The sequence below is a fragment of the Mesorhizobium sp. P2_E9 genome, assembly GCF_056403815.1.
Genome location: NZ_JBFUET010000005.1, coordinates 202,270 through 227,028, shown reverse-complemented (window position 1 = coordinate 227,028; position 24,759 = coordinate 202,270). Strand labels below are relative to the sequence as shown.

Annotated in this window: 22 protein-coding genes and 1 pseudogene; 17 read left to right on the top strand and 6 right to left on the bottom strand. The window is 63.7% G+C overall.

Translation table 11 applies throughout. The annotated features are described in order from the left end of the window. The first annotated feature begins 161 nt into the window (after positions 1–161). Together AC1D05_RS11360 and AC1D05_RS11355 are read left to right on the top strand one after the other, a co-directional pair. On the top strand, positions 162–950 hold the full coding sequence (locus AC1D05_RS11360; RefSeq protein ID WP_477440828.1) for a 3-hydroxybutyrate dehydrogenase: 789 nt from the start codon (positions 162–164) through the stop codon (positions 948–950). Between the two features lie 65 nt (positions 951–1,015). Then, positions 1,016–1,771 (top strand): phosphodiesterase, encoded by a 756-nt coding sequence (locus AC1D05_RS11355; protein ID WP_477440827.1) that lies wholly within the window; start codon positions 1,016–1,018, stop codon positions 1,769–1,771. 396 nt (positions 1,772–2,167) lie between these two features. Here the strand turns inward: AC1D05_RS11355 and AC1D05_RS11350 are convergent, their stop codons facing one another. Beyond that, positions 2,168–2,602 carry an acyl carrier protein gene (locus AC1D05_RS11350; RefSeq protein WP_477440826.1) on the bottom strand — a complete coding sequence of 145 codons (435 nt, stop codon included), beginning with the start codon at positions 2,600–2,602 and terminating at the stop codon, positions 2,168–2,170. A 308-nt stretch (positions 2,603–2,910) separates the two neighbouring features. Between AC1D05_RS11350 and AC1D05_RS11345 the strand changes: the two genes are divergently transcribed. The 9 genes and pseudogenes from AC1D05_RS11345 (at position 2,911) to AC1D05_RS11305 (ending at position 14,270) form a co-directional block, all read left to right on the top strand. Further along, entirely contained in the window at positions 2,911–4,239 is a 1,329-nt protein-coding gene (locus tag AC1D05_RS11345; protein WP_477440825.1) for an NAD(P)H-dependent oxidoreductase, read from the top strand. Between the two features lie 2 nt (positions 4,240–4,241). Next, entirely contained in the window at positions 4,242–5,270 is a 1,029-nt protein-coding gene (locus AC1D05_RS11340) for a thiamine pyrophosphate-dependent dehydrogenase E1 component subunit alpha (RefSeq protein WP_477440824.1), read from the top strand. After that, positions 5,270–6,268 carry an alpha-ketoacid dehydrogenase subunit beta gene (locus AC1D05_RS11335; protein WP_477440823.1) on the top strand — a complete coding sequence of 333 codons (999 nt, stop codon included), beginning with the start codon at positions 5,270–5,272 and terminating at the stop codon, positions 6,266–6,268. The genes AC1D05_RS11340 and AC1D05_RS11335 overlap by 1 nt, the downstream gene beginning before the upstream one ends. Before the next feature lie 3 nt (positions 6,269–6,271). Then, entirely contained in the window at positions 6,272–7,705 is a 1,434-nt protein-coding gene (locus AC1D05_RS11330) for a pyruvate dehydrogenase complex dihydrolipoamide acetyltransferase (protein WP_477440822.1), read from the top strand. A gap of 267 nt (positions 7,706–7,972) precedes the next feature. Then, a pseudogene (locus AC1D05_RS11325) lies at positions 7,973–8,958 on the top strand (ABC transporter substrate-binding protein). Positions 8,959–9,025: 67 nt separating this feature from the next. Further along, positions 9,026–10,729, top strand: coding sequence for an ABC transporter permease (locus AC1D05_RS11320; RefSeq protein WP_477440821.1), 1,704 nt, complete (start codon positions 9,026–9,028; stop codon positions 10,727–10,729). Then, complete coding sequence (locus AC1D05_RS11315) at positions 10,717–11,799, top strand: ABC transporter ATP-binding protein (protein ID WP_477440820.1); 1,083 nt, start codon at positions 10,717–10,719, stop codon at positions 11,797–11,799. The genes AC1D05_RS11320 and AC1D05_RS11315 overlap by 13 nt, the downstream gene beginning before the upstream one ends. Before the next feature lie 148 nt (positions 11,800–11,947). Next, positions 11,948–13,114 (top strand): DUF930 domain-containing protein, encoded by a 1,167-nt coding sequence (locus AC1D05_RS11310; RefSeq protein WP_477440819.1) that lies wholly within the window; start codon positions 11,948–11,950, stop codon positions 13,112–13,114. A 175-nt stretch (positions 13,115–13,289) separates the two neighbouring features. After that, positions 13,290–14,270, top strand: coding sequence for a DUF930 domain-containing protein (locus AC1D05_RS11305; RefSeq protein ID WP_477440923.1), 981 nt, complete (start codon positions 13,290–13,292; stop codon positions 14,268–14,270). Positions 14,271–14,279: 9 nt separating this feature from the next. Here the strand turns inward: AC1D05_RS11305 and AC1D05_RS11300 are convergent, their stop codons facing one another. Both AC1D05_RS11300 and AC1D05_RS11295 read right to left on the bottom strand, forming a co-directional pair. Beyond that, positions 14,280–14,954, bottom strand: coding sequence for an HAD family hydrolase (locus AC1D05_RS11300; protein ID WP_477440818.1), 675 nt, complete (start codon positions 14,952–14,954; stop codon positions 14,280–14,282). Positions 14,955–15,057: 103 nt separating this feature from the next. Further along, on the bottom strand, positions 15,058–15,699 hold the full coding sequence (locus AC1D05_RS11295) for a hypothetical protein (RefSeq protein WP_477440817.1): 642 nt from the start codon (positions 15,697–15,699) through the stop codon (positions 15,058–15,060). Between the two features lie 190 nt (positions 15,700–15,889). On the opposite strand from AC1D05_RS11295, the gene AC1D05_RS11290 reads away from it, so the two are divergent. Genes AC1D05_RS11290 through ptsP form a run of 5 tightly spaced genes read left to right on the top strand, consistent with a single transcriptional unit; the run spans position 15,890 to position 20,617 of the window. Beyond that, positions 15,890–16,336: a transcriptional regulator GutM gene (locus AC1D05_RS11290; protein WP_477440816.1), complete on the top strand. Its 447-nt coding sequence runs from the start codon at positions 15,890–15,892 to the stop codon at positions 16,334–16,336. A gap of 51 nt (positions 16,337–16,387) precedes the next feature. After that, the gene (gene srlA / locus AC1D05_RS11285; RefSeq protein ID WP_115140658.1) at positions 16,388–17,149 is read left to right on the top strand and encodes a PTS glucitol/sorbitol transporter subunit IIC; all 762 of its coding nucleotides are present in this window, start codon (positions 16,388–16,390) and stop codon (positions 17,147–17,149) included. 14 nt (positions 17,150–17,163) lie between these two features. Continuing rightward, entirely contained in the window at positions 17,164–18,168 is a 1,005-nt protein-coding gene (srlE, locus tag AC1D05_RS11280) for a PTS glucitol/sorbitol transporter subunit IIB (RefSeq protein WP_477440815.1), read from the top strand. 26 nt (positions 18,169–18,194) lie between these two features. Further along, entirely contained in the window at positions 18,195–18,575 is a 381-nt protein-coding gene (locus AC1D05_RS11275; RefSeq protein ID WP_477440814.1) for a PTS glucitol/sorbitol transporter subunit IIA, read from the top strand. A 56-nt stretch (positions 18,576–18,631) separates the two neighbouring features. Next, positions 18,632–20,617 (top strand): phosphoenolpyruvate--protein phosphotransferase, encoded by a 1,986-nt coding sequence (gene ptsP, locus AC1D05_RS11270; protein WP_477440813.1) that lies wholly within the window; start codon positions 18,632–18,634, stop codon positions 20,615–20,617. A gap of 39 nt (positions 20,618–20,656) precedes the next feature. Here the strand turns inward: ptsP and AC1D05_RS11265 are convergent, their stop codons facing one another. Next, on the bottom strand, positions 20,657–21,457 hold the full coding sequence (locus AC1D05_RS11265) for a hypothetical protein (RefSeq protein ID WP_477440812.1): 801 nt from the start codon (positions 21,455–21,457) through the stop codon (positions 20,657–20,659). 156 nt (positions 21,458–21,613) lie between these two features. Between AC1D05_RS11265 and AC1D05_RS11260 the strand changes: the two genes are divergently transcribed. Continuing rightward, the gene (locus AC1D05_RS11260; RefSeq protein WP_477440811.1) at positions 21,614–22,639 is read left to right on the top strand and encodes a sugar-binding transcriptional regulator; all 1,026 of its coding nucleotides are present in this window, start codon (positions 21,614–21,616) and stop codon (positions 22,637–22,639) included. Here AC1D05_RS11260 and AC1D05_RS11255 read toward each other — a convergent pair. Together AC1D05_RS11255 and AC1D05_RS11250 are read right to left on the bottom strand one after the other, a co-directional pair. Then, positions 22,626–23,477: a TIGR01459 family HAD-type hydrolase gene (locus AC1D05_RS11255; RefSeq protein ID WP_477440810.1), complete on the bottom strand. Its 852-nt coding sequence runs from the start codon at positions 23,475–23,477 to the stop codon at positions 22,626–22,628. The genes AC1D05_RS11260 and AC1D05_RS11255 overlap by 14 nt on opposite strands. After that, complete coding sequence (locus AC1D05_RS11250) at positions 23,474–24,748, bottom strand: FGGY-family carbohydrate kinase (protein ID WP_477440809.1); 1,275 nt, start codon at positions 24,746–24,748, stop codon at positions 23,474–23,476. Before AC1D05_RS11250 ends, AC1D05_RS11255 begins: the two co-directional genes overlap by 4 nt. Positions 24,749–24,759: the final 11 nt, after the last annotated feature.

The window sequence follows — 24,759 nt, the reverse complement described above, 5'->3', positions numbered from 1 at the left end:
GACAATGCCGTGTCAGCCCGAGGACCATGGTTTCGCAGCGGTCGAGGGCCATGCTGGGGCTGTCGTCTGGCTGTAATCGCATCGACACATGGCTCTGTCATTGTCATGTTGCGACGCACAATTGTATCTCTCATTTCCCTCCCACCTCTCGCGAGATCACCATGGGTTCCCTGTCTTCGAAGAATGCCCTCGTCACCGGGTCGACCAGCGGTATCGGCCTGGCCATCGCCCGCGCCTTTGCCGCCGAGGGCGCCAATGTCACCATCAACGGCCTTGGCGATGCCGCTGCCATCGAGCAGGAGCGCGCCGGCATCGAGAAGGATTTCGGCGTCAAGTGCCGCTATTCCGATGCCAACATGATGGATGGCGCGGCAGTGGCCGCCATGGTGCATGATGCCGAGGCGGCGTTCGGCAGCCTCGACATCCTGGTCAACAATGCCGGCATCCAGCACGTCGCGCCGATCGAGGAGTTTCCCGACGACAAGTGGGAAGCCATCATCCGCATCAATCTTCTGGCGGCCTTCTATGCCATCAAGGCGGTGGTGCCCGGCATGAAAGCACGCAAATGGGGCCGCATCATCAACACAGCGTCGGCACACGCGCTGGTCGCCTCGCCGTTCAAGTCGGCCTATGTCTCGGCCAAGCACGGCATTGCAGGCCTGACCAAGACGGTGGCGCTGGAAACCGCGCAGGACGGCATCACCGTCAACGCCATCGCGCCGGGCTATGTCTGGACGCCGCTGGTCGAAAAGCAGATCCCCGACACGATGAAGGCGCGCGGCATGACCGAAGATCAGGTCAAGCATGACGTGCTTCTGGCTGCACAGCCGACGAAGGAATTCGTCACCGTCGAGGAACTTGCGGCGCTGACACTGTTCCTGTGTTCGGATTCCGCCAGGCAGATCACCGGTACGTCTTTACCGATGGATGGCGGCTGGACGGCACAGTAGAGGATAGCCAGGGCGTTCCCGGCTGGGGCCGACGGGCATCAACAGGCAAGCGTTCGGTCAGGTCCATGAAAATCATCCAGCTCTCCGATCCGCATCTGATGACGCCGGGTGGCCTTCTCTATGGCTCCGATCCGCTGGCAAGACTGGAGGCCTGCCTTGCCGACATCGGCAAGAACCATGCCGATGCCGAGCTGGTGGTGATATCAGGCGACCTGACCAATGATGGCGAGCGCGCAGCCTATGCGGCGTTGCGGGAGAGGCTGGCGCAATTTTCTCCGCCCTGCCGGTTGATGCTCGGCAACCACGATGACCGGGCGTTATTTCTGGAGATGTTCCCGGAGGCTGTCACCGAGCGCGGGTTCGTGCAGAGCGTGTTCGACGGCAGCGAGGGCCGCCTGATCCTGCTCGACACGCTGGACAGCGGCCATGTCGAGGGCAGGCTGTGCGCGGCGCGGCTCGAATGGCTGGACGAAATGCTCAGGGAAGCGCGCGGCCCGGCCTTGCTGTTCATGCACCATCCGCCGTTCCGGATACATATGCCGGTGCTTGACGAGGTAAGGCTCGCCGATGCCGATGCCTTCCATGAGGTGCTGTCGCGCCATGGCAATGTCGGCCACATCTTCGCCGGACATGTCCATCGGCCGATCGCCGGCAGCTGGCGTGGCATACCGGTCAGCACGCTGCGCAGCACCAACCACCAGACCGCGCTCGATTTTTCGCAGAGCTGGAGCCTGGGCCACGAGCCGCCCGCCTATGCGGTGATCTTCATCGATGCCGATGGGGTGATCGTGCATTTCCACGATTTTTCCATCGCCGGCTGATGCATATGCCGCCAACAGGATCAGGACGCTGATCATCTTCAGGCTGAAGTCGCGAGGCTGCCTTGCACGCTACCTTCTGGGCGTTCGAAAGTCGATAACGACGGGGGGTGGCGCTGTTTTTCCAGCAGGCGAGGATGGACAGGACCACGTCGATGTCGTCGACCATTTCGAGGCCGACGCGATGGCTTGGCCCAATGCCCGACGCGCTGAATTGACGGCAAGATGCCGGATCTGGATCAGCGCCTGCGCATAGGTGATCTGCGACCGGTCGCTGACCATCGCGACCTTGTCACCATGAGCGGCGAAGGCCTCCAGTATCCGCCGGCCAAAACTCATTGCTGGTGCTGGACTTTTGTCGCCCCGGGTCTTTCCATGAGGAAAGCGAGAATCTCGGCATCAATCGCGTCCATGTTGGCCTTGCGGAACTTGCTGTGCGTGCCCGGCATCACGACCGTTTTCACGCTCGCCTTGTCGGACGCCCAGCCCTTGTAATCCTTCACCGTGGTGGCGCCCCATTCGGAACTGGCCAGGATGAGGACGTCGCAGGGATAGGAGGAAGGTACGAAGCCTGCCGCTGCCTGCAGGAGCGTGCTCTTGTACGCCTTTTTGCGCAGATGTCGCCCGAGGCGTGTCTGTCCCAGTCCCATCGTGCCCATCGCGTCGCGCAACAGCCGCCAGTAGATCACCTTGCGAATCACCGCCGAGATCGAAGAAATTGTCGTCGAGACCGATCGAGGGAATCTGCAATTCCGTGGCGAAGATGCTGGCAATCGCATGCGCCGGTCCGTCGCCCGGCGATGCAACAGGCCGAACCCGTTGTTGGACATTCATCGGAAAGCCCCTGCCGATGCCTATCCCTGCCTTTTACGCACGGATGGTCCAGCGAACAAGCCTTGGCAGACTTTGCCGGAAGTGATGGCGTCAAAGCATCTTACTTTTTGTGATGGTGTTGTGCGTCCGGAACCGGTCGGCGGGCTGCGCGATATCGGACTTTCACTACCGCTTTTCGTCTCCGCTCCCGTCTGCGGGGAAAGAGCCGCAAAAGCATACAGATTTGGACATTAGTCTTGACAGAAATACAGATGTTCAATACCGGTCAAGCGAATGAACAAGCCTGCAATGTGGGAGGAATGAGCGGTATGGCTTCCAATGTTTCGTTGACGGGCCTTGCCCGCGATCTCGAAGAACGCGGCAAGTCGGGCAAGCCCATCCGCATCGGTTTGATCGGCTCCGGCGAGATGGGAACCGACATCGTCACCCGCGTCGCCCATATGTCCGGCATCGAGATCGGTGCCATTTCCGAACTGAACCTGCCGACCGCCAGCAGGGCGGTGGATATCGCCTTCCAGGAAACCGGGCATGCGCGCGAAGTCTCGAACGCTTCGGCGATGACGGCGGCCATGGAGGCCGGCAAGGTGGCGGTCACCAACGACGCCAGCCTGGTCATCAACAATGATCTGATCGACGTCGTCATCGATGCCACCGGTGTTCCCGCCGTCGGTGCGGAGATCGGCTTGCGCGCCATGGAGCATGGCAAGCATCTCGTGATGATGAATGTCGAGGCCGACGTCACCATCGGCGCCTATCTCAAGAGCGAGGCGGACCGGCTCGGCGTCACCTATTCGCTGGGCGCCGGCGACGAGCCGTCCTCGTGCATGGAACTGATCGAATTCGTCTCGGCCATGGGGCATCCGATCGTTGCCGCCGGCAAGGGCAAGAACAATCCGCTCAACATCGACGCCACGCCGCCCGCCTATGAGGAAGAGGCCAAGCGCCGGCACATGAATGTGCGCATGCTGGTCGAATTCGTCGATGGTTCGAAGACCATGGTCGAGATGGCGGCGATCGCCAATGCCACCGGGCTGGTGCCCGACAAGGCCGGCATGCATGGCCCCGCGGCAACGCTCGGCGAACTGTCGAAAGTACTGGTGCCTGAAAAGGATGGCGGCGTGCTGTCCAGGGTCGGCGTCGTCGACTATTCGATCGGCAAGGGCGTCGCGCCCGGCGTTTTCGTCGTTGCCGACATGTCGCATCCGCGCATTTCGGAGCGCATGGAAGATCTGAAGATGGGCAAGGGCCCATACTTCACCTTCCACCGCCCCTATCACCTGACCTCGCTCGAAGTGCCGCTGACCTGCGCCCGCGTCGTGCTCTACGGCAAGGCCGACATGGTGCCGCTGGCAAAGCCGGTGGCCGAAGTCGCCGCCGTGGCCAAGAAGGACATGCAGCCCGGCGAGAAACTCGATGCGATCGGCGAATATTGCTACCGCGCCTGGATCATGACGGCGCCGGAAGCGCATGCCGCCAAGGCCATTCCCTGCGGCCTGCTGCAGGGCGGCTCGGTGACGGCGCCGATCAAGAAGGGCGAACTCATCACCTATGCCAATGCGGCCCCGGCTCCAGGCTCCAAGATCGCCGAACTGCGCGCCCGCCAGGACAAGCTCGTCTACGGAACCGTGGAGGCGTGATCATGGCCGGAGCCAGCAAAGCCGTTGCGGACAGTCGCGCCAACCTGCCTTTCGTCTATCGCCAGTACAGCGCCGAGCAGCTCAAGCAGGTGCTCTACAAGATGTACCTCATCCGCCGCTTCGAAGAGGGTGCGGAGGAAAGCTACACGCGCGGTCTCATCCACGGCACCATGCATCTGTCGATCGGCCAGGAAGCCAGCGCCATGGGCATCTGCATGCCGCTTGGCGAGGATGACCAGATCACCTCGACGCATCGCGGCCATGGCCACTGCATCGCCAAGGGCGCCGAGGTGAAGCGCATGTTCGCCGAGTTCTTCGGCAAGACCACTGGCTACTGCAAGGGCCGTGGCGGTTCGATGCACATTGCCGATGTCGCCAAGGGCAATCTCGGCGCCAACGGTATTGTCGGCGGCGGCATTCCGATCGCCGTTGGTGCGGCGCTCTCTTCCAAGATGATGAAGACCGGCAAGGTCGTTGTCTCCTTCTTCGGCGACGGCGCCAACAATGAAGGCGCCTTCCACGAGGCGCTCAACATGGCGGCGGTCTGGAAGCTGCCGGTCATTTTCGTCTGCGAGAACAATGGCTACGGCATGTCGACGTCGACGGCCCGCTCGACGGCGGTCAAGAACATCGCTGACCGCGCCGCTGCCTATTCGATGCCCGGCGTCATCGTCAACGGCAACATTTTCTCGGAGGTCGCCGAGGCGTCCTACAAGGCTGTCGAGCGTGCCCGTGCGGGCGAGGGGCCGACGCTGATCGAATCCAAGACCTACCGCCATCGCGGCCATTCCAAGAGCGATCGCAACCGCTATCGCACCAAGGAGGAGATCGAGGACTGGATGTCGAACCGCGATCCGATCACGCTGTTCGAGAGCGAGCTGCGGGAATTCGGCTTCATCGACGACAAGGGCATAGAGGCCATCCGCGGCGCCGTGGCGCAGGAGATCGCCGACGGCATCGAATTCGCCAAGGCGAGCCCGTCGCCTGACGTCGGCGAGACCGGGAATTACGTGTATACGGAGCAGTCGTGATGGACGCGATGGTGCGTGAACTGAGCTACGCCCAGGCGATCCAGGAAGCCATGGCGATCGCCATGGACATGGACGAACGCGTCTTCCTGATGGGCGAGGACATCGGCGTCTATGGCGGCGCCTTCCAGGTGACTGGCGATCTGGTCGAGCGCTTCGGCGCGGAGCGCGTCATCGATACGCCGATTTCGGAACTGGGAGGGGCGGGCGTCGCCGTCGGTGCGGCCCTCACCGGCATGCGGCCGATCTTCGAGTTCCAGTTTTCCGATTTTGCAACGCTTGCCATGGAGCAGATCGTCAACCAGGCGGCCAAGATGCGCTTCATGCTGGGCGGCGAGGTTTCGGTGCCCGTGGTGATGCGCTTTCCTGCTGGCTCCGGCACCGGTGCGGCGGCCCAGCACAGCCAGAGCCTGGAAGCCTGGCTCGGTCATGTGCCGGGCCTGAAGGTCATCCAGCCGGCGACGCCCTATGATGCCAAGGGCATGCTTCTGGCGGCGGTCGCCGATCCCGATCCGGTGATGATCTTCGAGCACAAGCTGCTCTACAAGATGAAAGGCCCGGTGCCCGAAGGCTATTACACCGTGCCGATCGGCAAGGCGGATATCCGCCGCGAGGGCCGCGATCTCACCATCGTCGCCACATCGATCATGGTGCACAAGGCGCTTGAAGCGGCGGCTGCCCTGGAAGCCGAGGGCATCGATATCGAAGTCGTAGATCTCAGGACCATCCGGCCGATGGACAAGCAAACCGTCATCGACAGCGTCAAGAAGACGTCGCGGCTGATGTGCGTCTACGAGGCCGTCAAGACACTGGGCATCGGCGCCGAGGTCAGCGCCATGATCGCCGAGAGCGAGGCGTTCGACTATCTCGACGCCCCAATCATGCGGCTGGGCGGCGCGGAGACGCCGATCCCCTACAATCCGGAGCTCGAAAAGGCGACGGTGCCGCAGGTTCCCGACATCATCTCCGCCGCGCGCGACCTCGTGAAAGGGGTTCGCTGAGACATGCCGACCGAAGTCATTCTTCCCAAGGTCGACATGGACATGGCGACCGGACAGATCTCGCGCTGGTTCGCCGAAGAAGGCGCCCGGGTCAAGAAGGGCGATGTGCTGTTCGAGATCGAGACCGACAAGGCGGCGATGGAGATCGATGCGCCGGCCAGCGGCGTGCTGCGGGACGTGACTGGCAAGGAAGGCGTCGATATTCCGGTCGGTGCGCCCGTGGCCTGGATCTATGCCGATGACGAGGCTTATGGAGGCAAGCAAGCGCTTCCCTCCCCCCTCGAGGGGGAGGTGTCCGCGAAGCGGACGGAGGGGGTCGCCTCAAGAGGCACCTCCCAGTCCAGCACCGCCCTGGCGCCGAGCCCGGTCGAACCGACCCCACCCGACCGGCCGTTGGCCGGCCACCCTCCGCTCGAGGGGGAGGGGAAAACCCGCGCCACACCTTTGGCGCGTCGTCTGGCTCGCGAAGCTGGGCTGAACCTGTCAGCCCTGACAGGCACCGGCCCATACGGCCGCGTCGTAAAAGCTGATATCGACGCCGCGCTTTCCTCCTCCCTTGAGGGGGAGGCGTTCGCGAAGCGGACGGAGGGGGTCGCCTCAGAAGGCACCTCCCTGGCACCGAGTCCGATCGAGCCGACCCCACCCGACCGGCCTGCGGCCGGCCACTCTCCCCTCAAGGGGGAGGGGGACGTTCTGCGCCTCTTCGAACCCGGTTCCTACGAACTCGTCCCGCATGACAACATGCGCAAGACCATCGCGAGGCGTCTCGTCGAGGCCAAGACCACCATCCCGCATTTCTACCTGACGCTCGACTGCGAACTCGACGCCCTGCTGGCGCTGCGCACGCAGATCAATGCGGCGGCTCCCGTCAAGAAGACCGGCGAGCAGTCCAATGGGGGTGAGGCGCCAGCCTACAAGCTGTCGGTCAACGACATGGTCATCAAGGCTTTTGCCGTGGCGCTGAAGGCGGTGCCGGATGCCAATGCGTCCTGGACCGAGAGCGCCATGGTCAAGCACAAGCATGCCGATGTCGGTGTTGCCGTCTCGATCCCCGGCGGCCTGATCACGCCAATCATTCGGCATGCGGACGAAAAGACGCTGTCCACCATCTCCAACGAGATGAAGGATCTGGCGAGCCGCGCGCGCAGCCGCAAGCTGAAGCCGGAAGAGTATCAGGGCGGCACCACGGCGGTGTCCAACCTCGGCATGTTCGGCATCAAGGATTTTGCCGCCGTCATCAACCCGCCGCATGCGACGATCCTGGCGGTGGGGGCGGGCGAAGAGCGGGCTGTGGTCAAGAATGGCGAGATCAAGATCGCGACCGTGATGTCGGTGACCTTGTCGACCGATCACCGGGCCGTTGACGGAGCACTCGGTGCCGAACTGCTGGTCGCCTTCAAGCGGCTGATCGAGAACCCGATGGGCATGCTGGTTTAAGGGCAGCCGAAGCGCCCTTTGGGGAGCGCCGGGAAAGCATCGTTCCGGGTATCCCGTTGTGCCAAGAAATCAGTGGCCACAATGGTCATGAGGCTCGCGGAAGGCCAATTCCGCGGGCCCTGTTGTCGTGCAGTGAGAGCCAGGTTGTCGCTTGATCTGATCGCGCAGGTGCACTGTCATCCACCAGTCATATGCGCCGTGCAGGGAGGGAGACGGGAACCGGCCATGACGCCGGACCGCTCATGCATGGACAAGACAGGAGGTCTCATGAAGACGCACTTCATCAAGCTGCTGGCCAGCCAGCTGGCGCTCGCGGCAACTTTGTTTGCCGGCGTGGCAAACGCCGAAACACTGACGCTCTACACATCGCAGCCGGAAGCCGACGCGGCCAAGACCGTGGACGCCTTCAAGAAGGCGCAGCCCGGCATCGACGTGACCATCTATCGTTCCGGAACCAGCGACATCCTGACCAAGATGGCGGCCGAGTTCGCCGCCGGCAGCCCGCAGCCCGACGTGTTGCTGATCGCCGATGCGGTCTCGATGGAGCTGTTGAAGAAGGACGACCGGCTGCTGCCTTATGCCGAGGCCAAGCTCGACGGCATCGAGGCGGATGCCTATGACGCCGACAAGACTTATTTCGGCAGCAAGCTGATCACCACCGGCATCGTCTACAACACCGCGGCGGCCGAGAAGCCGCAGCATTGGGCCGATCTTGCGAAGCCCGCCTATGCCGATGGCTGGTCATGCCGAGCCCGCTGTATTCGGGTGCCGCCGCCTATCTGCTTTCGGGCTTCGTCGGCGATGCCAACTATGGCTGGGATTTCTTCCAGAAGCTGAAGACCAACAACACCGTCAGCGTGCGCGGCAATGGCGCGGTGCTGAAGTCGGTGGCATCGGGCGAGAAGCCCTATGGCATCCTCGTCGACTTCATGGCGATGAACGCCAAGAAAAAAGGTTCGCCGGTCGAGTTCGTGTTCCCGAGCGAAGGCGTTCCGGCGGTGACAGAACCGGTCGCCATCCTGAAGACGGCCAGGAATGTCGACGGCGCCAAGAAGTTCGTCGACTTCATTCTGTCCGATGAGGGCCAGAAGCTGGCGCTGTCCATGGGTTACCTGCCGGCGCGCGCCTCGGTTGGCCGCCCCGACTGGTTGCCGGAAGGCGTCAAGGTCAAGGTGATGCCGTTCGACACCAAGGCGATCGTCGCCAAGACAGACGCCGACAAGGCGAAGTTCTCCGAACTGTTCGGCGGCTGAGCCGGCAATCGCGGCGGGATGCCGTGTAGACGGCATCCCGCCCGCATCGATCCCAGGAAACGCAATCATGTCAACACGCATCAGGGAAAGCCGGGGCCAGGAAATGGCCCTGACGGTGGCGGTGGCCATCGTCATCGTGCTGCTTTCCCTGCTGCCCATGCTGCGGCTGATCAAGGAGATCGTGGCACCTGAAGGCACCTTGTCGACCGTGGCCATCGAGGCCGGATTGCGCAGCCCGGCGACCTGGATCGCGACATGGCATACGCTGGTCGTCGGCATCGGCGGCACATTGCTTGCGGTGCTGTCGGGAACGCTGGTGGCGGTGCTGGTGTCGCTGACCGACATACGCGGTCGTAGCGCCCTGGTGCTGTGCTACGTCATGCCGCTGATGATCGCGCCGCAAGTGACGGCGCTGGCGTGGCTGCAACTGTTCGGTCCGGCAAGCCCATTCCTCAAGCTCTTCGGCGCGGCACCGCCACTCGGCACGAAAAATCCGCTCTATTCGACATCGGGCATCATCCTGCTGCTTGGCGTCCAATATGGACCGCTTGTCTTCCTGCTGGTGCGTGCCGGCCTGCGCAAGCTGCCGCGCGAACTGGTCGAGGCCGCACGCGCCGGTGGCGCCGGCTGGTTCACCGTGCTGGTCACCATCGTGCTGCCCTTGATGACGCCGTCGATCATGGCCGCTGCGGCACTCGCTTTCGTGTCCTGCGTCGGCAATTTCGGCATTCCGGCCTTTCTCGGTATTCCCGCCAACTATCTGGTGCTGCCGACGCTCATCTATCAGAAGCTGGCCGGCGGCGGGCCGGCGGTGCTCGGCGAGACCGCGTTCCAGTCGGTGCTGATCGGCGTCATCGCCATGGCCGGCATTCTCGCCCAGGAGGTCATGAGCCGCCGCCGCGACTACCGCATCTCTTCCACCTCACTTCCGGCCGAATCCTACGAGCTTGGCCGCTGGCGACCGGTCGTCCAGGCCGGCATATGGCTGCTGATCGTGCTGGTGCTGTTCCTGCCGCTGTTCGGGCTGGTGCTGACCTCGCTGGTGCCGGGCTACGGCATCGCACTCAACGCCAACACCGTAACGCTCGACAATTACCGCTTCGTGCTGTTCGAGCATGACGCCGCCAACCGCGCCTTCTTCAACAGTTTCTGGCTGTCGATCGGGGCCGCCTTCTTCGCTGTCATCGTCGCCGTGCCGGTCGGCTACCTCATCGCCTGGGGCAAGCAGCGCTGGGTGCGGCTGCTCAATCTGGCGGTCGAATTGCCCTATGCCTTGCCCGGCGTGGTGCTGGCGATCGCTTCGCTGCTGCTCTTCCTGCGGCCGATCCCGCTGACCGGCATCCAGCTCTACAACACGGTCTGGATCATCCTCTACGCCTACCTTGCCCGCTTCCTGGTGCTGGCGCTGCGGCCGACCATCAGCGGCTATCACCAGATCGACCGCGCGCTGGAAGAGGCGGCACAAGTGGCGGGCGCCGGCCTGTTCACGCGTATGCGCACCATCATCTTTCCGCTGGTCGCACCGGCGGCAATCGCCGGCGGCCTTTTAATCTTCATGACGGCACTCAGCGAACTCACCGTCTCGGCACTGCTGTGGTCGTCAGGGTCCGAAACGATCGGCGTGGTGATGTTCTCCTTCGAGCAGGGCGGCGATTCCAACTATGCGGCGGCGATGTCCGTCATCACCGTCGCGGTCACTTTCGTGCTGATGCTGGTGACCAATCTGCTTGCCCCTTATCTTCCCAGCGGAGTGCTGCCTTGGTGCGATTGAGCCTCGACCATGTGACCAAGAGCTTCGCTGACTTCGATGCGGTCAAGGATGTCTCGATCGACGTCGCGGACGGCGAGTTCCTGGCGGTGCTCGGTCCCTCGGGCTGCGGCAAGACGACGTTGCTGCGGCTCGTCGCCGGCTTCGAGAAAGTGACCTCGGGCGAGGTCCGCATCGGCAGTGAGGTCGTTTCGAGCTGCGGCGGCAATGTCGCACCGGAAAAGCGGCGCGTCGGCATCGTCTTCCAGAACTACGCGCTGTGGCCGCACATGACGGTCGCCGAAAACATCGGCTATTCGCTGAAGGTGGCAAAGCTCGACAAGGCCATTGCGCGCCAGAAGGTGGAAGATGCGCTCGCTTTGGTCAATCTGCAGGGGCTGGGCGAACGCAGGCCCGCCAATCTCTCCGGCGGCCAGCGTCAGCGTGTGGCCCTGGCGCGCTGCCTTGTGGCGGCACCCTCGCTGGTGCTGTTCGACGAGCCGCTCGCCAATCTGGATGTGCATCTGAGAGCTTCGATGGAGGACGAGTTCGCCGCCTTCCACAAGCGCACCGGCACGACCATCGTCTACATCACCCATGATCAGGCCGAGGCGATGGCGCTGGCCGACCGCATCGCGGTGATGGATCACGGCCGTTTGGCGCAGCTGGCGACGCCAAGCGAGCTCTATCATGAGCCGGCAAATGAAATGGTCGCCTCGTTCATCTCACAAGGCATTCTGCTGCCGGCCGATGTCTTGACGGGCGAAGACGGCGGCCATTGCAAGGTCAAGGTACTCGGAACCGAACTGGTGGTCAGCTGCCGCCCCGGCGAAAGGCCGCGTGCGGGTGCGAAGATCTGCTGCCGGTCGGCGGATCTCGATGTGTCACCGGATGGCCCGGGCTTCGATGGTCTCGTCAAGCGGGTGATCTACCAGGGGGGCGCCGCACGCATAGAGTTTACGCCTGCCGCCGGTCCCGATCTCACATTGCATTTCGAGCAGCCAGACCCGGTCGTGCTGGAGAGCGGAGCCCAGGCCCGGCTGCGGATAAAGTCCGGGTGGCTGATCCCGGCTGCGGGAGCAGCCTCGAGATGATGCTGGATCTGCTTGGCGGCTTTGAGTTGCGCGTCGGGAACACGGCCCTGCGCGTGGTGGTCCCGATCACCAAGGTGTCAGCGGCTAAACCGCGCCAATCCTGTCCTTATGCTTGAAGCCGCCGCTATTTCATTCCACATCGGCTGGGATGAAGGGCGAGACAGGAGAACGGCGTCGGAATCTGTTGTGGGGCATCCCCGCATCGCTGATCCTGCATGCGCTTTTCGTGGTGGCCCTAGTATACGGCGTACGCACGCCCCCCACACAGCCGCAGCAGGATGAGCCGGTCAATGTCGCGCTGGTGCCTCCGCCCGAGCAGCCAAAGCCGAAACCTGTTCCCCAGCCGCCACCAAAGCCCAAAGCCGAAAAGCCGCCGGAACAGAAGGTTGAAAAACCGCCGGAGCCGCCGCCCAAGCCGGTGAACATTCCCGTTCTGAAGCCCGTTTTCCAGTACGGCAAGAAGGATACCGGTCCCGAGAAATCTCTCGACGGCGGCAGCGCTCAAGCCAATGCGCCTTCGCCGGCCAAGGATGAGGCTGTGAAGCCGCCCGTAGTGCCGACACCCGCGCCGACCCAGCCCACCCCGGCTGCAGCGCCAGAGCAGAAGTCAGAGCCCAGCAAGCCCGACGAGAAGCCGGCCACAGTTGCGCCGGACGAAAGACCCGCGCAAAGCGAGGAGAAGCAGCTGACTGAGGATACTGACAAACAGCAGACGGAACAGCAGGAGGCAGCGCCGCAAACCGCCGAAAAGCAAGCGGTCGTGGCGCCAAAGCCAGTGGCTGCCGAGGCCGGCGACAGGCCAGCACCGCCACCCTCTGCCGAAAAGGCAAAGCCCAAACCTGCAAAGGCGATGAATTTCAAACCTGCGCGAGCCTTCAAGGCTCCAAGCGGGAGAGCAGGGAAGTCAAGTCCTGCGAACACTGCTGCTGCAGGATCGCCGATGTATTCCGGCCTTCCGGGAGTTCGAAAGCTCTTCTCGCAGGGCGCTACCGGCGATGCGCTAGCCACAAGTTCCATGGATAACGTACCGCGCGGTCAACGCGTGGCCAACCTTTGCGGCAACGTTCTGAGCCAGGAACTGCAAAGTGCCGACTATTCGATCAAATGGGTGCCAACCATTACGCTGGACAAAGGCAATGTTCTCAATCCCGCTCAGGCGGCCTTCAGCACCAGAAACACCTGGTACAATCTAAACTTCCGGTGTGAAGTCGACCCCGATGCGACGAGGGTCCTATCCTTCAACTTCCGTGTGGGATCATCAATCCCGCCTGGCGAATGGGCCAGCCGCGGATTCACCAAGTATCCGCTAAATTAGCCGGTACGCCGGATTGGCACCCGTCCTGGCGGCGGCGAACTGCCTGATCGTGGGCAGCCGCTCGTTGAGCCGCCCTGGGGGTGGGGATCCAAATCGACAAGCTGTCAGCGGCTAGATTGCGCAAATCCAAAGCCTATGCTTGAAGCCGCCGCTATTTCATTCCACATCGGTCAGGATGATGGGCGAGACAGGAGAACGGCGTCGATATCTGGTGTGGGGCATCCCCGCATCGCTGATCCTGCACGTGCTTGTCGCGGCGCTCCTGATATATGGCCTGCCAATTCCTCCCCAACAGCCGCAGGAGGAACAGCCAGTCAATGTCGCGCTCGTGCCTTCGCCCGATCAGCCGAAACCGAAACCTACTCCCGTGCCGCCTCCTAAGCCACCGGAGCCGAAGGTTGAAAAACCACCCGAGCAGAAGGTTGAAAAGCCGCCTCCGCCGGAAAAGCAGACGCAGAAGCTCCCGCCGGTCGAGGTCCTGAAACCTGTCTTTCAGTTCGGCGACAAGGATACCGGTCCGAGGAAATCCCTGGATGGGGCCAGCGCTCAGGACAGTTCGCCGGCGCCGGCGAAGGATGACGCTTCGAAGCCGCCGGTCGAGCCGAAGCCCGCAGAGGATAAATCCGCGGCGTCGGCGGAAGCGCACGACGCCGACGAGCAAACAGCCCCTGCGCCCACGTCACCGGCTACCGCCGGCGACGTGGGCGAGATCGAGCTTCCCACGTCGGCGGAAGCGCCGAAGCCCAAACCGGCAGATGCGCCGAAGCCCGGCCCGTCAAAGGTCTCGAAGTCTGCATCGCGGAACCAATCGAGCCTTCCGGGTGTTCGCAGGCTGTTCTCGCAAGGCGCTACCAGCGATGCACTGGCCACGACCGCGATGGACGGGGTGCCTCGCGGTCAGCGTGCCGCCATGCTTTGCGCCAACGCGTTGCAGCAGCAGTTGCTGGATGCCTCTTATTTTCCCAAATGGGTGCCATCTATTCCGTTGAAAGCGGGCAACATTGTTGACGGCTCGGATACCGCTTTCAGCACGACAACCGCATGGTTCCATCTGAGCTTCCGGTGCGAGGTCGATACCGATGCGACGAGGGTCTTGTCGTTCGACTTCCGTGTCGGCGGTGAGATTCCACGCAGCGAATGGCCGCGGCCTCTCTAGTCTACCAGTCTAGGCCGGCACGCCGAGCCCGGCCAATTGCCGGCTAACGTCATGCCAGTCGGCGCAGACGAAATCGGCACCGGCCGCCATCAGCCGTGCAGCGTGCTCGGCATAGGTGTGGCCGCCGCCGGTATAGCCGATCGCCGTCATGCCGGCGGCAACCGCGCCCTGGATGCCGAAGGGCGAGTCCTCGATGACGATGCAGTCGGCCGGATTGGCGCCCATTTTGGCGGCGGCGAACAGGAAGATGTCGGGCGCGGGCTTGCCGTTCTTGACCATCGAGGAACTGTAGATCGCCTCGCCGAAGAAATGCGCCAGCCCGGTGACGGCAAGGCTGTGGTTGATGCGCTCTACGGAGGATGACGAGGCAACGCAGCGGTCGCCGGCAAGCGTTTCCAGAAACGCGGCGATCCCCGGCGTCGGTTTCAATTCCTCGGTGAACAGAACCTTGGTCTCGGCCCAGATGTCGCCGTCCGCGGCCGCTGGAAACTGGTGGCCGGTCAATTCCCTGATCCTGACGATGATGTCGGACTGCTTCATGCCGACGCATTGGGCGATGATGCCGCCATGGACGCCGGGCATGCCATGCTTTTCATAGACGCGCTCATAGGCCCTGGCGGCCAGCGGTTCGCTGTCGACGAGAACGCCGTCGCAATCGAAGATGATAGGCCTTGGTAGCGCCACGCGCTTCTCCTCAAGTCAAATTTCGCACATCGCTATCGGCAAAAAGTCAAATGTTCAATAGTGCGATGTCTTGAGCGCGTTTTGGGCATGAAACGGTGAGCAGTCAAAGCTGGCGCAGCGCATCGCTTGCGCGGGCGGATCCGAGCGCCCTTTGCATGGCCTGCCGGGATTGTGCGCGGTCCGGTGTGATCCAGTTAGGTTCGGCACCGAGGAAGCGGTCAAGGAAAGCCACTGCATAGGCCGGCATCTCGGTGACGTTCTCGCGATAGGACCACCAGGTGCGCAGATCGTCGGCGCATTTGTCGATGCTGGGCGCCGTGCCGAATTCCTGCTCGTAGATCGCCGAAATCACCGAGACGCAGTAGTTGGTGTAGAGGAAGCCTTCCGGCCAGAAGCGGATGATTTCCAGCGTGCCGGCATTCTGGTCGGTTTCGATGAGATCGGTTAGGCCGGAGATTTCCCTGGCGGGCGCCTGCTTGATCAACTCGCGCAGCACGAGACCGGCGGCAAAGACGATGAAGTCGGCGCGGTCGACCGCAGCAAAGCGCTTTTGCGCTTCCATGATCTCGACCCAGTCGAGAAAAGCCCGGGTGAGCTTCGCCTCGTCGATCTCGAAACGCACGCCGAACGTGTCCGAGACCACCTTGGCGCTGCCGCGGAAGGTGGCGCGGAACCAGCGCAGCTGCCGCAACCGGTGGCGCAGGTCGGGCATAAGGGCCAATTCATCCCTGAAGGGCAGTTCCATTGCATGCATCCCGTTTGCTGACAGGCTAGCACAGCCAAGCCGCCGCCGAAATCGGCGACGGCCCTGTGGATGGCGTGGCAGAGGCCAATATCATACATATTGACATTCGTGGAAACAAATGTTCTCACTTTGCTGTTGTCGCGCGCCGGTCCAAGGTGGGCTTCAACTGAGGCTTCGGGAGGAGAACCGAATGGCGATTTGGCAGTGGGGACTGCTTCTGCTGGTTATTGTGTGGGCGCTGCAGTCGCTCGGCGTCTGGCTGCAGATGCGGCACTATTCGGATGTCTTCCGGGGCGTCACCGACCAGTACAAGGACGGCTTCGTCGGAGCCGGCAATTTTCGCGGCCGGTTGGCCAAGGGCACCATCGCGCTCGTCGTGGTGACGCCTGACCTGATTGTGCGCCGCCTGATGGTGATGAGCGGCCGGTCCGTTTTCACCAAGTTCAAAAGACATGAAGAATTCGAGGGTGTTCCCCTCGATCGACTCCGGTCCAACCCTGCGATCATGGGGGAGGGGGAACCCGGTGTGGCCGAGGCCGTGAAGCGGGCGATCGAACAGATCGACAAAACACGGTCGGAGCCGGGGAAGAGGCCGGGTCTATCCGGTTTGAACGTAGCAAACGTAGCAAGGGCCTAGAGGACGCCGCGCACCGACTGGGATAACCGGCGGGCGGCATAAGGAGGAGAAATGTCTGTATTTTCGTTGTTGGCGCAGCATGCCGACATGGCCGTGCACAATCTGCATGTCGCAGGTGCCATGGTCTCGGATGCTGCTTTGCATGGCAAGCTCGCCGTCGAGCATGCTTCCGACCATCTCGTTGTCCTGGCGCAAGCGGACAGCGGGCCGATCACCGTCGACCAGTTCAAGGAAAAGCTGAAGGACGTCCAGCAGGAAGAGCAGCTCGGCTGGCTGACCGCCATCGGCAAATACTTCATCGGCATCTTCCAGAAGGGTGGCGAAGTGTTCGCCGGCTTCGTCACTGGTATCATTCCGACGCTGGTGGTGCTGATGACCGCCTTCTACGCCGTCACCGAACTGGTCGGCGAAGAGCGCGTGCATGGCCTGGCGCGCGGCGCCGGCCGGATTGCCTTGACCCGCTATACGCTGCTGCCGCTGCTGGCGGTGTTCTTCCTCACCAATCCGATGGCCTACACGTTCGGATCGTTCCTGGAAGAAAAGCACAAGCCGGCCTTCTATGACGCGGCTGTGTCCTACGTGCATCCGCCGCTTGGCCTGTTCCCGCACATCAATCCCGGCGAATATTTCGTCTGGGGCGGCATTCTCGTGGCTCTGCTCGAGCTTGAGAAGAAGGGCGTTGTCGTCGCTGGTTACCACGTCAAGGTGGCGATCTGGTACGCCATTGTCGGCCTCGTCGTCATCCTGCTCAAAGGCATGCTGACCGAGCGCATCACCATGATCATGGCACGCCGCCAGGGCGTCGAGCTGTAAGGCGGGAGGACATCATGGACAAGACATTCAAAGCCGTTAAGATCTCCCGGGGCAACACCGGTTGGGGCGGTCCGCTCGTCATCGAGCCGACCGCGCAGCGCGACAAGGTCGTCTCCGTCACCGGCGGAGGCATCCATCCCGTGGCCCAACTTATCGCCGACATGACCGGCGCCACGGCCGTCGACGGGTTCAAGGCGCCACCGGTCGAAGGCGAGATGGCGGTCGTCGTCGTCGATTGCGGCGGCACCGCGCGCTGCGGCGTCTATCCGCGCAAGCGCATCCCGACCGTCAATCTGACGCCGGTCGGCCAGGCTGGGCCGCTCGCCCAGTTCATCACCGAGGACATCTATGTTTCGGGCGTGAAGCCGGCCAACGTCACAATGGCGGACGGATCCGAAGCGGTCACCACTGCGGGGGGAGCAGCATCGATGAGTTCAGGCAATAACACTGCAGCCGCGGCACCACAGCCGCTGCCGAGCGAAGGCGGGCTTATCGGCCTGATCAGCTCGATCGGCCGCGTCATGGGTCGGGTGGTCGGCATCTTCTTCAATTCCGGCCGCCGCACCATCGACCAGGTGGTGCGCAACGTGCTGCCGTTCATGGCCTTCGTGACCATGCTCATCGGTCTGATCTTGTACACCGGCATCGGTGACGTGCTGGCCCAGCCGATGGGTCCGCTGGCCAACAACATCGTCGGCCTGCTGATCATCTCGGCTATTTGCGGCCTGCCGTTCCTGTCGCCCATCCTCGGGCCAGGTGCTGTTATCGCGCAGGTCATCGGCGTCGCCATCATCGGCCCGCAGATCGCCAACGGCACGATTTCGCCAGCGATGGCCCTGCCGGCGCTGTTTGCCTACAACACACAGGTGGGCTGCGACTTCGTCCCCGTCGGCCTGGCGCTCGGTGAGGCCAAGCCGAAGACCATCGAAATCGGTGTTCCGGCGGTGCTCATCAGCCGCCAGATCATGGGGCCCGTATCCGTGCTGATCGCATGGGTCGTCAGCCTGATCGTGTTCTAAAGAAAATAGGAAATGAGGTTCGCCATATGACGGTTCTGTTGAGAACACGGGTCACTGCCATCGGGCCCGAAGTGGCGGATCTTGCCGAAGGGGGCGTGGTCATCCTGTTTGCGGATGGCTCGCCGCCGGAGCTTGCCGAGGTTTCCGTGCTCCACAAGACGGAGCACGGTCCCAGCGACGGCGCGCCTCAAAAGGGCGCGTCGATCACCCTTGGCGATGTTTCCGCGACCATTACCGCAGTTGGCTCCAGCGCGTGGAGCAAGGTGCTCGAGATGGGCCATGTCGTCATCTCGTTCAACGGCGCCACCGAAGCCGAGAGGCCGGGCGAAATCTGCGCATCGCAGGTCGATACGAAAGCGCTCGTGGCAGCCCTGAAGACAGACGCGGTCATCACCATCGCCGCCTGAAAGCATTCGCGCCCTGCCCGTCTGGTTTTGGCGCCTAAAAAAGCAGAGTATTTGCCATGGAACGCTCGACCATCGTCAGAGTGCATGAAGGTTTGCACGCCCGTCCCGCCACGCGGTTCGTCAAGCTCGCCAAAGGCTTCGAATCCGATGTCGAGCTGGTCAAGGACGGCAAGGCGGTCAGCGCCAAGAGCTCGGTCAAGCTGATGCTGCTGGCGGTCAAGGAAAACCAGGAAGTCACCGTGCGGGCCAACGGCGCCGACGCCATCGAGGCGATCGAAGCGCTGATTGGCTATCTCGAAAATCCCAGAGCGGGTCTCGATGACGAGGCCGAGCCGCAGAGCCCGGCGAATGACGTTGGACAGGAAGCGCCACCCGCACCAGCGCCGCAATCCGCAAGGAGTGCACCCGGCGAAGCAAACCGCTTGCGCGGTGTCGCGGCAAGCGAGGGCGTCGCGATCGGGCCAGCCTTCGCGCATTTCCCGCCTGACATCGCCGGACAGGGCCGCCTGCTGCAAGCTGATGAGATCGCCGGCGAGATCGACAGGTTCCGTGCCGCCGTCGTTGCCGTCCAGGCGCGCATGGACCGGGCCTTGGCGCAGGACAGCCTGTCGGCCGGCGACAGGGGGATCGTCGCGGCGCTCAGGGATATCGCCGCTGACGACAGCCTGACCGGCGAGGCCGAAAAGGCGATCGAGGGCGGCAATGACGCGGTTTCGGCCGTCATCATCGCCGCTTCCACCATCGCCGCCGATTTCAGCGCCGTCGACGATCATTACCTCAATGCACGCGCCGACGACGTCCATGCCGTCGGGCGGCAGATCTGCCTGGTGCTGCTCGGCCAAGACGACGTCAGCCTCGAAAATATTCCCGAAGGCGCCATCCTCATCGCCGACGACATCGGCGCCTGGGATCTGGCTCGCGCGCCGCTGAAACGCATCGGCGGCGTCATTTGCGGCCATGGTGGGGCCACCTCGCATATCGCCATCATCGCCCGCTCGCATGGCATTCCGGCGGTGCTGGGCCTTGGCGACCAGGTCAACGCCTTGCGCACGGCGCGCGACGTGGCGCTCGACGGCAACACCGGCCATGTGATCATCGACCCGGACGCAGCGACGCGCGCCGACTACGCCGGCCGTGTCGAAGCGGCGGCGAAGGAGCGTGCCGGCCTGACCGCCTTCAAGACGGTGACGCCGAAGCGCGCCGACGGCAAGGTGATCGAAGTCGCGGCCAATATCGGTTCGCTCGAGGAAATCGAGGCGGCGCAGGAGGCTGGCGCCATGGGTGTCGGGCTGTTCCGCACGGAGCTGCTGTTCATGCGCCATATGCATCTTCCTTCGGAAGACATGCAGGCCGAGACCTATGCGGCGCTGGCCAAGGCCTTCGCGCCCTATCCAGTGATCGTGCGCACGCTCGATATCGGCGGCGACAAGCCGATCGCCGGCATCGAGTTCCCCGACGAGGAGAACCCCTTCCTTGGCTGGCGCGGCATACGCATGTGCCTCGACCGGCCCGATATCTTCAAGCGCCAGCTCCGGGCGCTGCTGAGGGCCGCCGTGCACGGCAACATCAAGGTGATGCTGCCGATGGTGGCCGATATTTCCGAAGTCACGCGCACCCGCGCACTGGTCGATGAATGCGCCGCCGAGCTGAAGGCCAACGGCGTGCCGCATGCGACGTTCGATCTCGGCGTGATGATCGAAACCCCGGCAGCCGTGTTGATCGCTCCGGCGCTGGCCAAGGAGGTGGCCTTCTTCTCGATCGGCACCAATGACCTGACCCAGTACATCATGGCCGCCGATCGGCTCAACCCGACTGTGGCCAAGCTCAACGACGTCACCAATCCGGCGGTCATGATGGCGATCGAGCTGACGGCAAAAGCCGGCGTTGCCGCCGGTATCATGGTCGGCATGTGCGGCGAGGCGGCGGGCCGGCCGGATCTGATCCCGGCCTTCATCGAGATGGGCCTGACCGAGCTTTCGATGAGCCCGGCCTCGATCCAGCGCGCCAAGAAGACGATCATGGCCATGGTCGCTGGAGATTAGCTTTCCGCAGCCGTTCTCTTTGTTTTGCGCAACCGGGCGTTATGGCAAGTGGGCAAGCAAGGTGGCAAAGACAGGAGTCAATTCATCGACCGGGCTCGCCTTGGCGCAGGCCTGCACAATGCGGTCGTGACGGATATCGGCGGCCAGGATCGCGATCTCCAGCATGTCCGGTTCCGGTGCGCCGTCGCGGCCGGTTGTCGCCAGGCCGCAGGCCAGAACGACCGGCGCCAGGCAGCTTATATCGAGCGCCTGGCCACCAATCGCGGCCGTTTCCGGCGCGACTTCGCCAAAGTGGACCGGACGCTGGTTGAGCAACTCGACCAGCAGCGCCGCGCAGGTGGCCGCGATCGGCTGCAGCCCAGCACCGGGCGCGGCCAGGGCGGCCAGCAGATCACTATGGCGTTTGCGCATCGCGGCATGCGCGGCGGCAAAATCAGCTTCATGAATGCGGGCATTGTAGATCCTCAGCCCGGCAAGCACTGCCTTGGTCAGATAGTACATGTCGCGCCGAAACAGGCGCTCGGCGCTCAACTGCCGCTCTTCGTTTCCGGCCGGGAAATAGGTGCCGAGGCCTTTCACCGTCGTGCCGTCCACCTTGATCGGACGCTCATGCGGGACAAAGGATTCAGCGATCGACAGCGCCTCGTCGAAGGCGCTGGCGGCATGGCTGAGCAGGCCCTCGATGCCCTTGCCCGGAAACGGCGGCAAATGGCTGGTCGCCTCGCGCAGGACGCTGGCGTCGCCGGTGCCGTCATGGCGGCTCTGGCGGATGATGTCGCGGACTTCCCGCAACCGGTCTTTCAGGTTGACGCGGACGTCTTCGGAGATTTGTCGGAGCATCGCGGATCGCCTCGAAAGTGCCGTGGAGGGCGGCCAGCAGGGGCCGGCCACCAACTCTACATTGTTCCTATCGATTGGTAGATCAATAGGCGATACTAGACCAGCATGCAGAATCGGCGACAACGCGCTTGTCCGTCGCCGCGGGGGAGGGATGATTTGGCCAGGCGACGACAAACCGGCGAGGGGCGGGCCGACGAGGGGCGGATAGGAGCCGAAGCGATCGAGCAGGTCGCTAGTGAAAGCCGGACGGACCGCCTCAGGATTCGCGCCGCCTGGATGTATTTCGTCGAGCAGATGACGCAGAACGAGATCGCCGATGTGCTCGGCGTCGGCCGCGTCACCATCGTGCGCATGCTGGCGGAAGCCAGGGCGCGCAACGAGGTGAAGATCACCATCGAGAGCGAATTGTCGGAGATCGTGCGGTTGGAGCGCGCGCTGGAGCGGACGTTCGGCCTGCAGCAGGCGCTGGTGGCGCCGCTTTCTGCCCCCAATGCCGATCCGATACCGGCAATCAGCGCCAAGACCGGCAGTTTTCTGTCCGACACAATGAAATCCGGTATGCGCGTCGGTGTCGGCTGGGGCCAGACGCTGTTCTCCAGCCTGCCCTTCATCAGCGCCAAATCGCTCACCGACTTCAAGGTCATTTCGCTGCTGGGCGGTGTTGGCGTCGTGCGGCGCTACAACCCGGCCGAGTTCGCCTGGCGCTTCGCTCAAATCTTCCAGGGCGACGGCTATCTGATCCCGACGCCGGCCGTCGTCGACAGCGTCGAGACCAAGATCGCGCTGGTCGAGCGCTGCGGCCTGCAGGAGGTCTTTGAAATGGCCAACGTGCTCGATGCCGTTCTGCTGAGCGTCGGCGGCATCGCTTCGGCCACCACCTTCTCTCGCGGCGGCTTTCTCAGGGAAGCGGACCGCGAGGCGCTGCTTGCGCGTGGCGCGGTCGGCGACCTTCTGTTCCATTTCTTCGACCGCAATGGCGATCTTGTCGACCATCCCGTCAACAGCCATGTGATGTCGGTGGAGGTCGACCGTCTGCGCGCGGCGCCGATCCGCCTCCTCACCTCCGGCGGTGCGGAGAAGACCGAGGCGCTGCTCGGCGCTATGAACCTGATCGCGCCGACCATCCTCATAACCGATGAGGAAAGCGCCAAGCGCATGCTCGAGGCGGTCAGCGCGAGCTGAAGGATCCTGTGATGTAATCGGGCCAGGCCTGCTGCTCGTCGAAAACGGCGTCGAGATCCGGTGTGTCCGCCAATATTCCGCCGAGCACCAGCGCCGTGGCGACGCCGGCGCCGTTTCCGCCCGCTATGTCATGTTCGACGCTGTCGCCGATGCAGACCACGCTGCCGCGCTCGGGTTCGCCGGCCAACGCCAGGGCTGCGTCGAAGATCGCCGGATAGGGTTTGCCGATGCGGGTGACGCTGCCACCCAGGCTTTCGTAGAGATCGGCGATCTCGCCGGCGCCGAAGCGGGGTCCGACCGCCGTCAGCATGATCCTGTCGGGATTGGTGCAGAAACACGGCACCCGCCGCCTCGCCGCCGGGGCCAGCAATTGGCGGTAATGGTCGCGGTCGTAGCGATCGCCCTCGCTGGCCGAGATCAGCACCAGTTCGGCGTCTTCACCGGCCTGCGTCAGCACGAAGGGCAGGCCTTCGATCGCGGTGCGGTCGTTGTCGCGGCTGATCAGCAGGCATTTTGTGCCCGAGCGCAGCTTTCCCGATGCCGCCATGTCACTAAAGGACCGCCACGCCACCTCGCCGGAGGAGACAAAATGGTCCCAGCTGCCGGCGGCGAAGCCGAGCTTCAGCAGGCGATCCTCGTTAGGCCTGGCGCGCTTGCCGGAATTGGAGATCAGCACCACCGTCTTGCCGGCGTGCTTCAGCGCCGACAGCGCCTCCACCGCGCCGGGATAAGGAGCCTGGCCGTCATGCAGAACGCCGAACTGGTCGAGCAGGAAGACCTGATAGCGCTCAGCCAGCGGTCCGATGCCGTCGAGGCGTTCGATGGGTTTCGCGCTCATAGCAGTCCCGCTTTGCTTGCGCCCTTTAGCGCCAGCCGCGCCGTGCCGGCGGCTGCCTCGTCGGAAAGTGTGGGCAGGAAATCAACGCCGAGCTTGCGCCGCCGGATCGCCGTCCAGGCAGCATTTGCAGCACCACCGCCGACGCTCCTGACCGAGGTCAGCGCCGGCGCGCCGAGTTCGACGAGCCTGCGGTAGCCGAGTGCCTCGATCGCGGCCATGCCCTCGAACATCGCCTTGAGATAGTCGGCGTCGTCCGCCAGCCGTGGCGCAAGGCGCGGCGGCAGGGCGGGGTCGGCGATGGGGAATCGCTCGCCGGCCGTACTAAGGGGATAATAGTCGAGGCCGGTCTCGGTCGTCGGGTCGATCTTGGCACTGAGTTCGATGATGCGTGCGAGCGGAAAATGCTGAGCCAGCACCTTGCCGCCGGAGTTCGACGCGCCGCCGGCCAGCCATGCGTCGCCGAGGCGATGGCTGTAGATGCCGAAGCGCGGCGCCGAGATCGGCCGGTCGGACAGGATCTTGATGGTCAGCGATGATCCCAGCGCGGTGACACCGTCGCCGGCTGATGTGGCGCCGGTCGCCAGGAACGAGGCGCAGCCATCGGTGGTGCCGGCGCCCACGACCACATCGCGCGGCAGGCCGAACAACTCCGCGGCGGCCGCGGTGAGCGTGCCGGTGACATCGCCTGGCTCGACGACATCAGGCAGCAAGTCCATGCGCATGCCGGTGGCCGCGATCCAATCCGGCCAGCGGCGTGCCTCGACGTCGTAGCCTGTTTTCAGCGCATTGTTCTCGTCACTGACGGCGAAGTGGCCAGACAGGTTTCCGGCGATCCAGTCGGCCTGGTGCAACACCGCCGCGACGTCGGGCAGATGCTGGAACCGCAGCGCCTTGGCGAGCCCGGAAGTGGCGCCGTGCGCGGCGCTCGCCTCCGGCGCCTTACGGGCGATGGCGGCCAGGATGTCGGCGTCGGCAACCTTGTCGTTGTACATCAGCGGCTCGGCCAAGGGTCGCCCGGTGGCGTCGACCGGCAGCAGCGTGCCCGATGTGCCGTCGACGGCGATGGCGCGGACCGCGGCGCGGTCGATGCTCGAAAGCAGTTCCGCCAGGGCCGCCTGGACCGCTTGCCACCATCCCGACGGGTCGCGGGGATTTTGGCCGAATCTGTCGAGGCGGACTGCGGACTGCCCGGCAATCGAAAAATCCGGGCGCATGGCGACGGCGCGCGCGCCCGACGTGCCGATGTCGATGCCGATGACAAGGGGCATCATGTCTTCAGTCC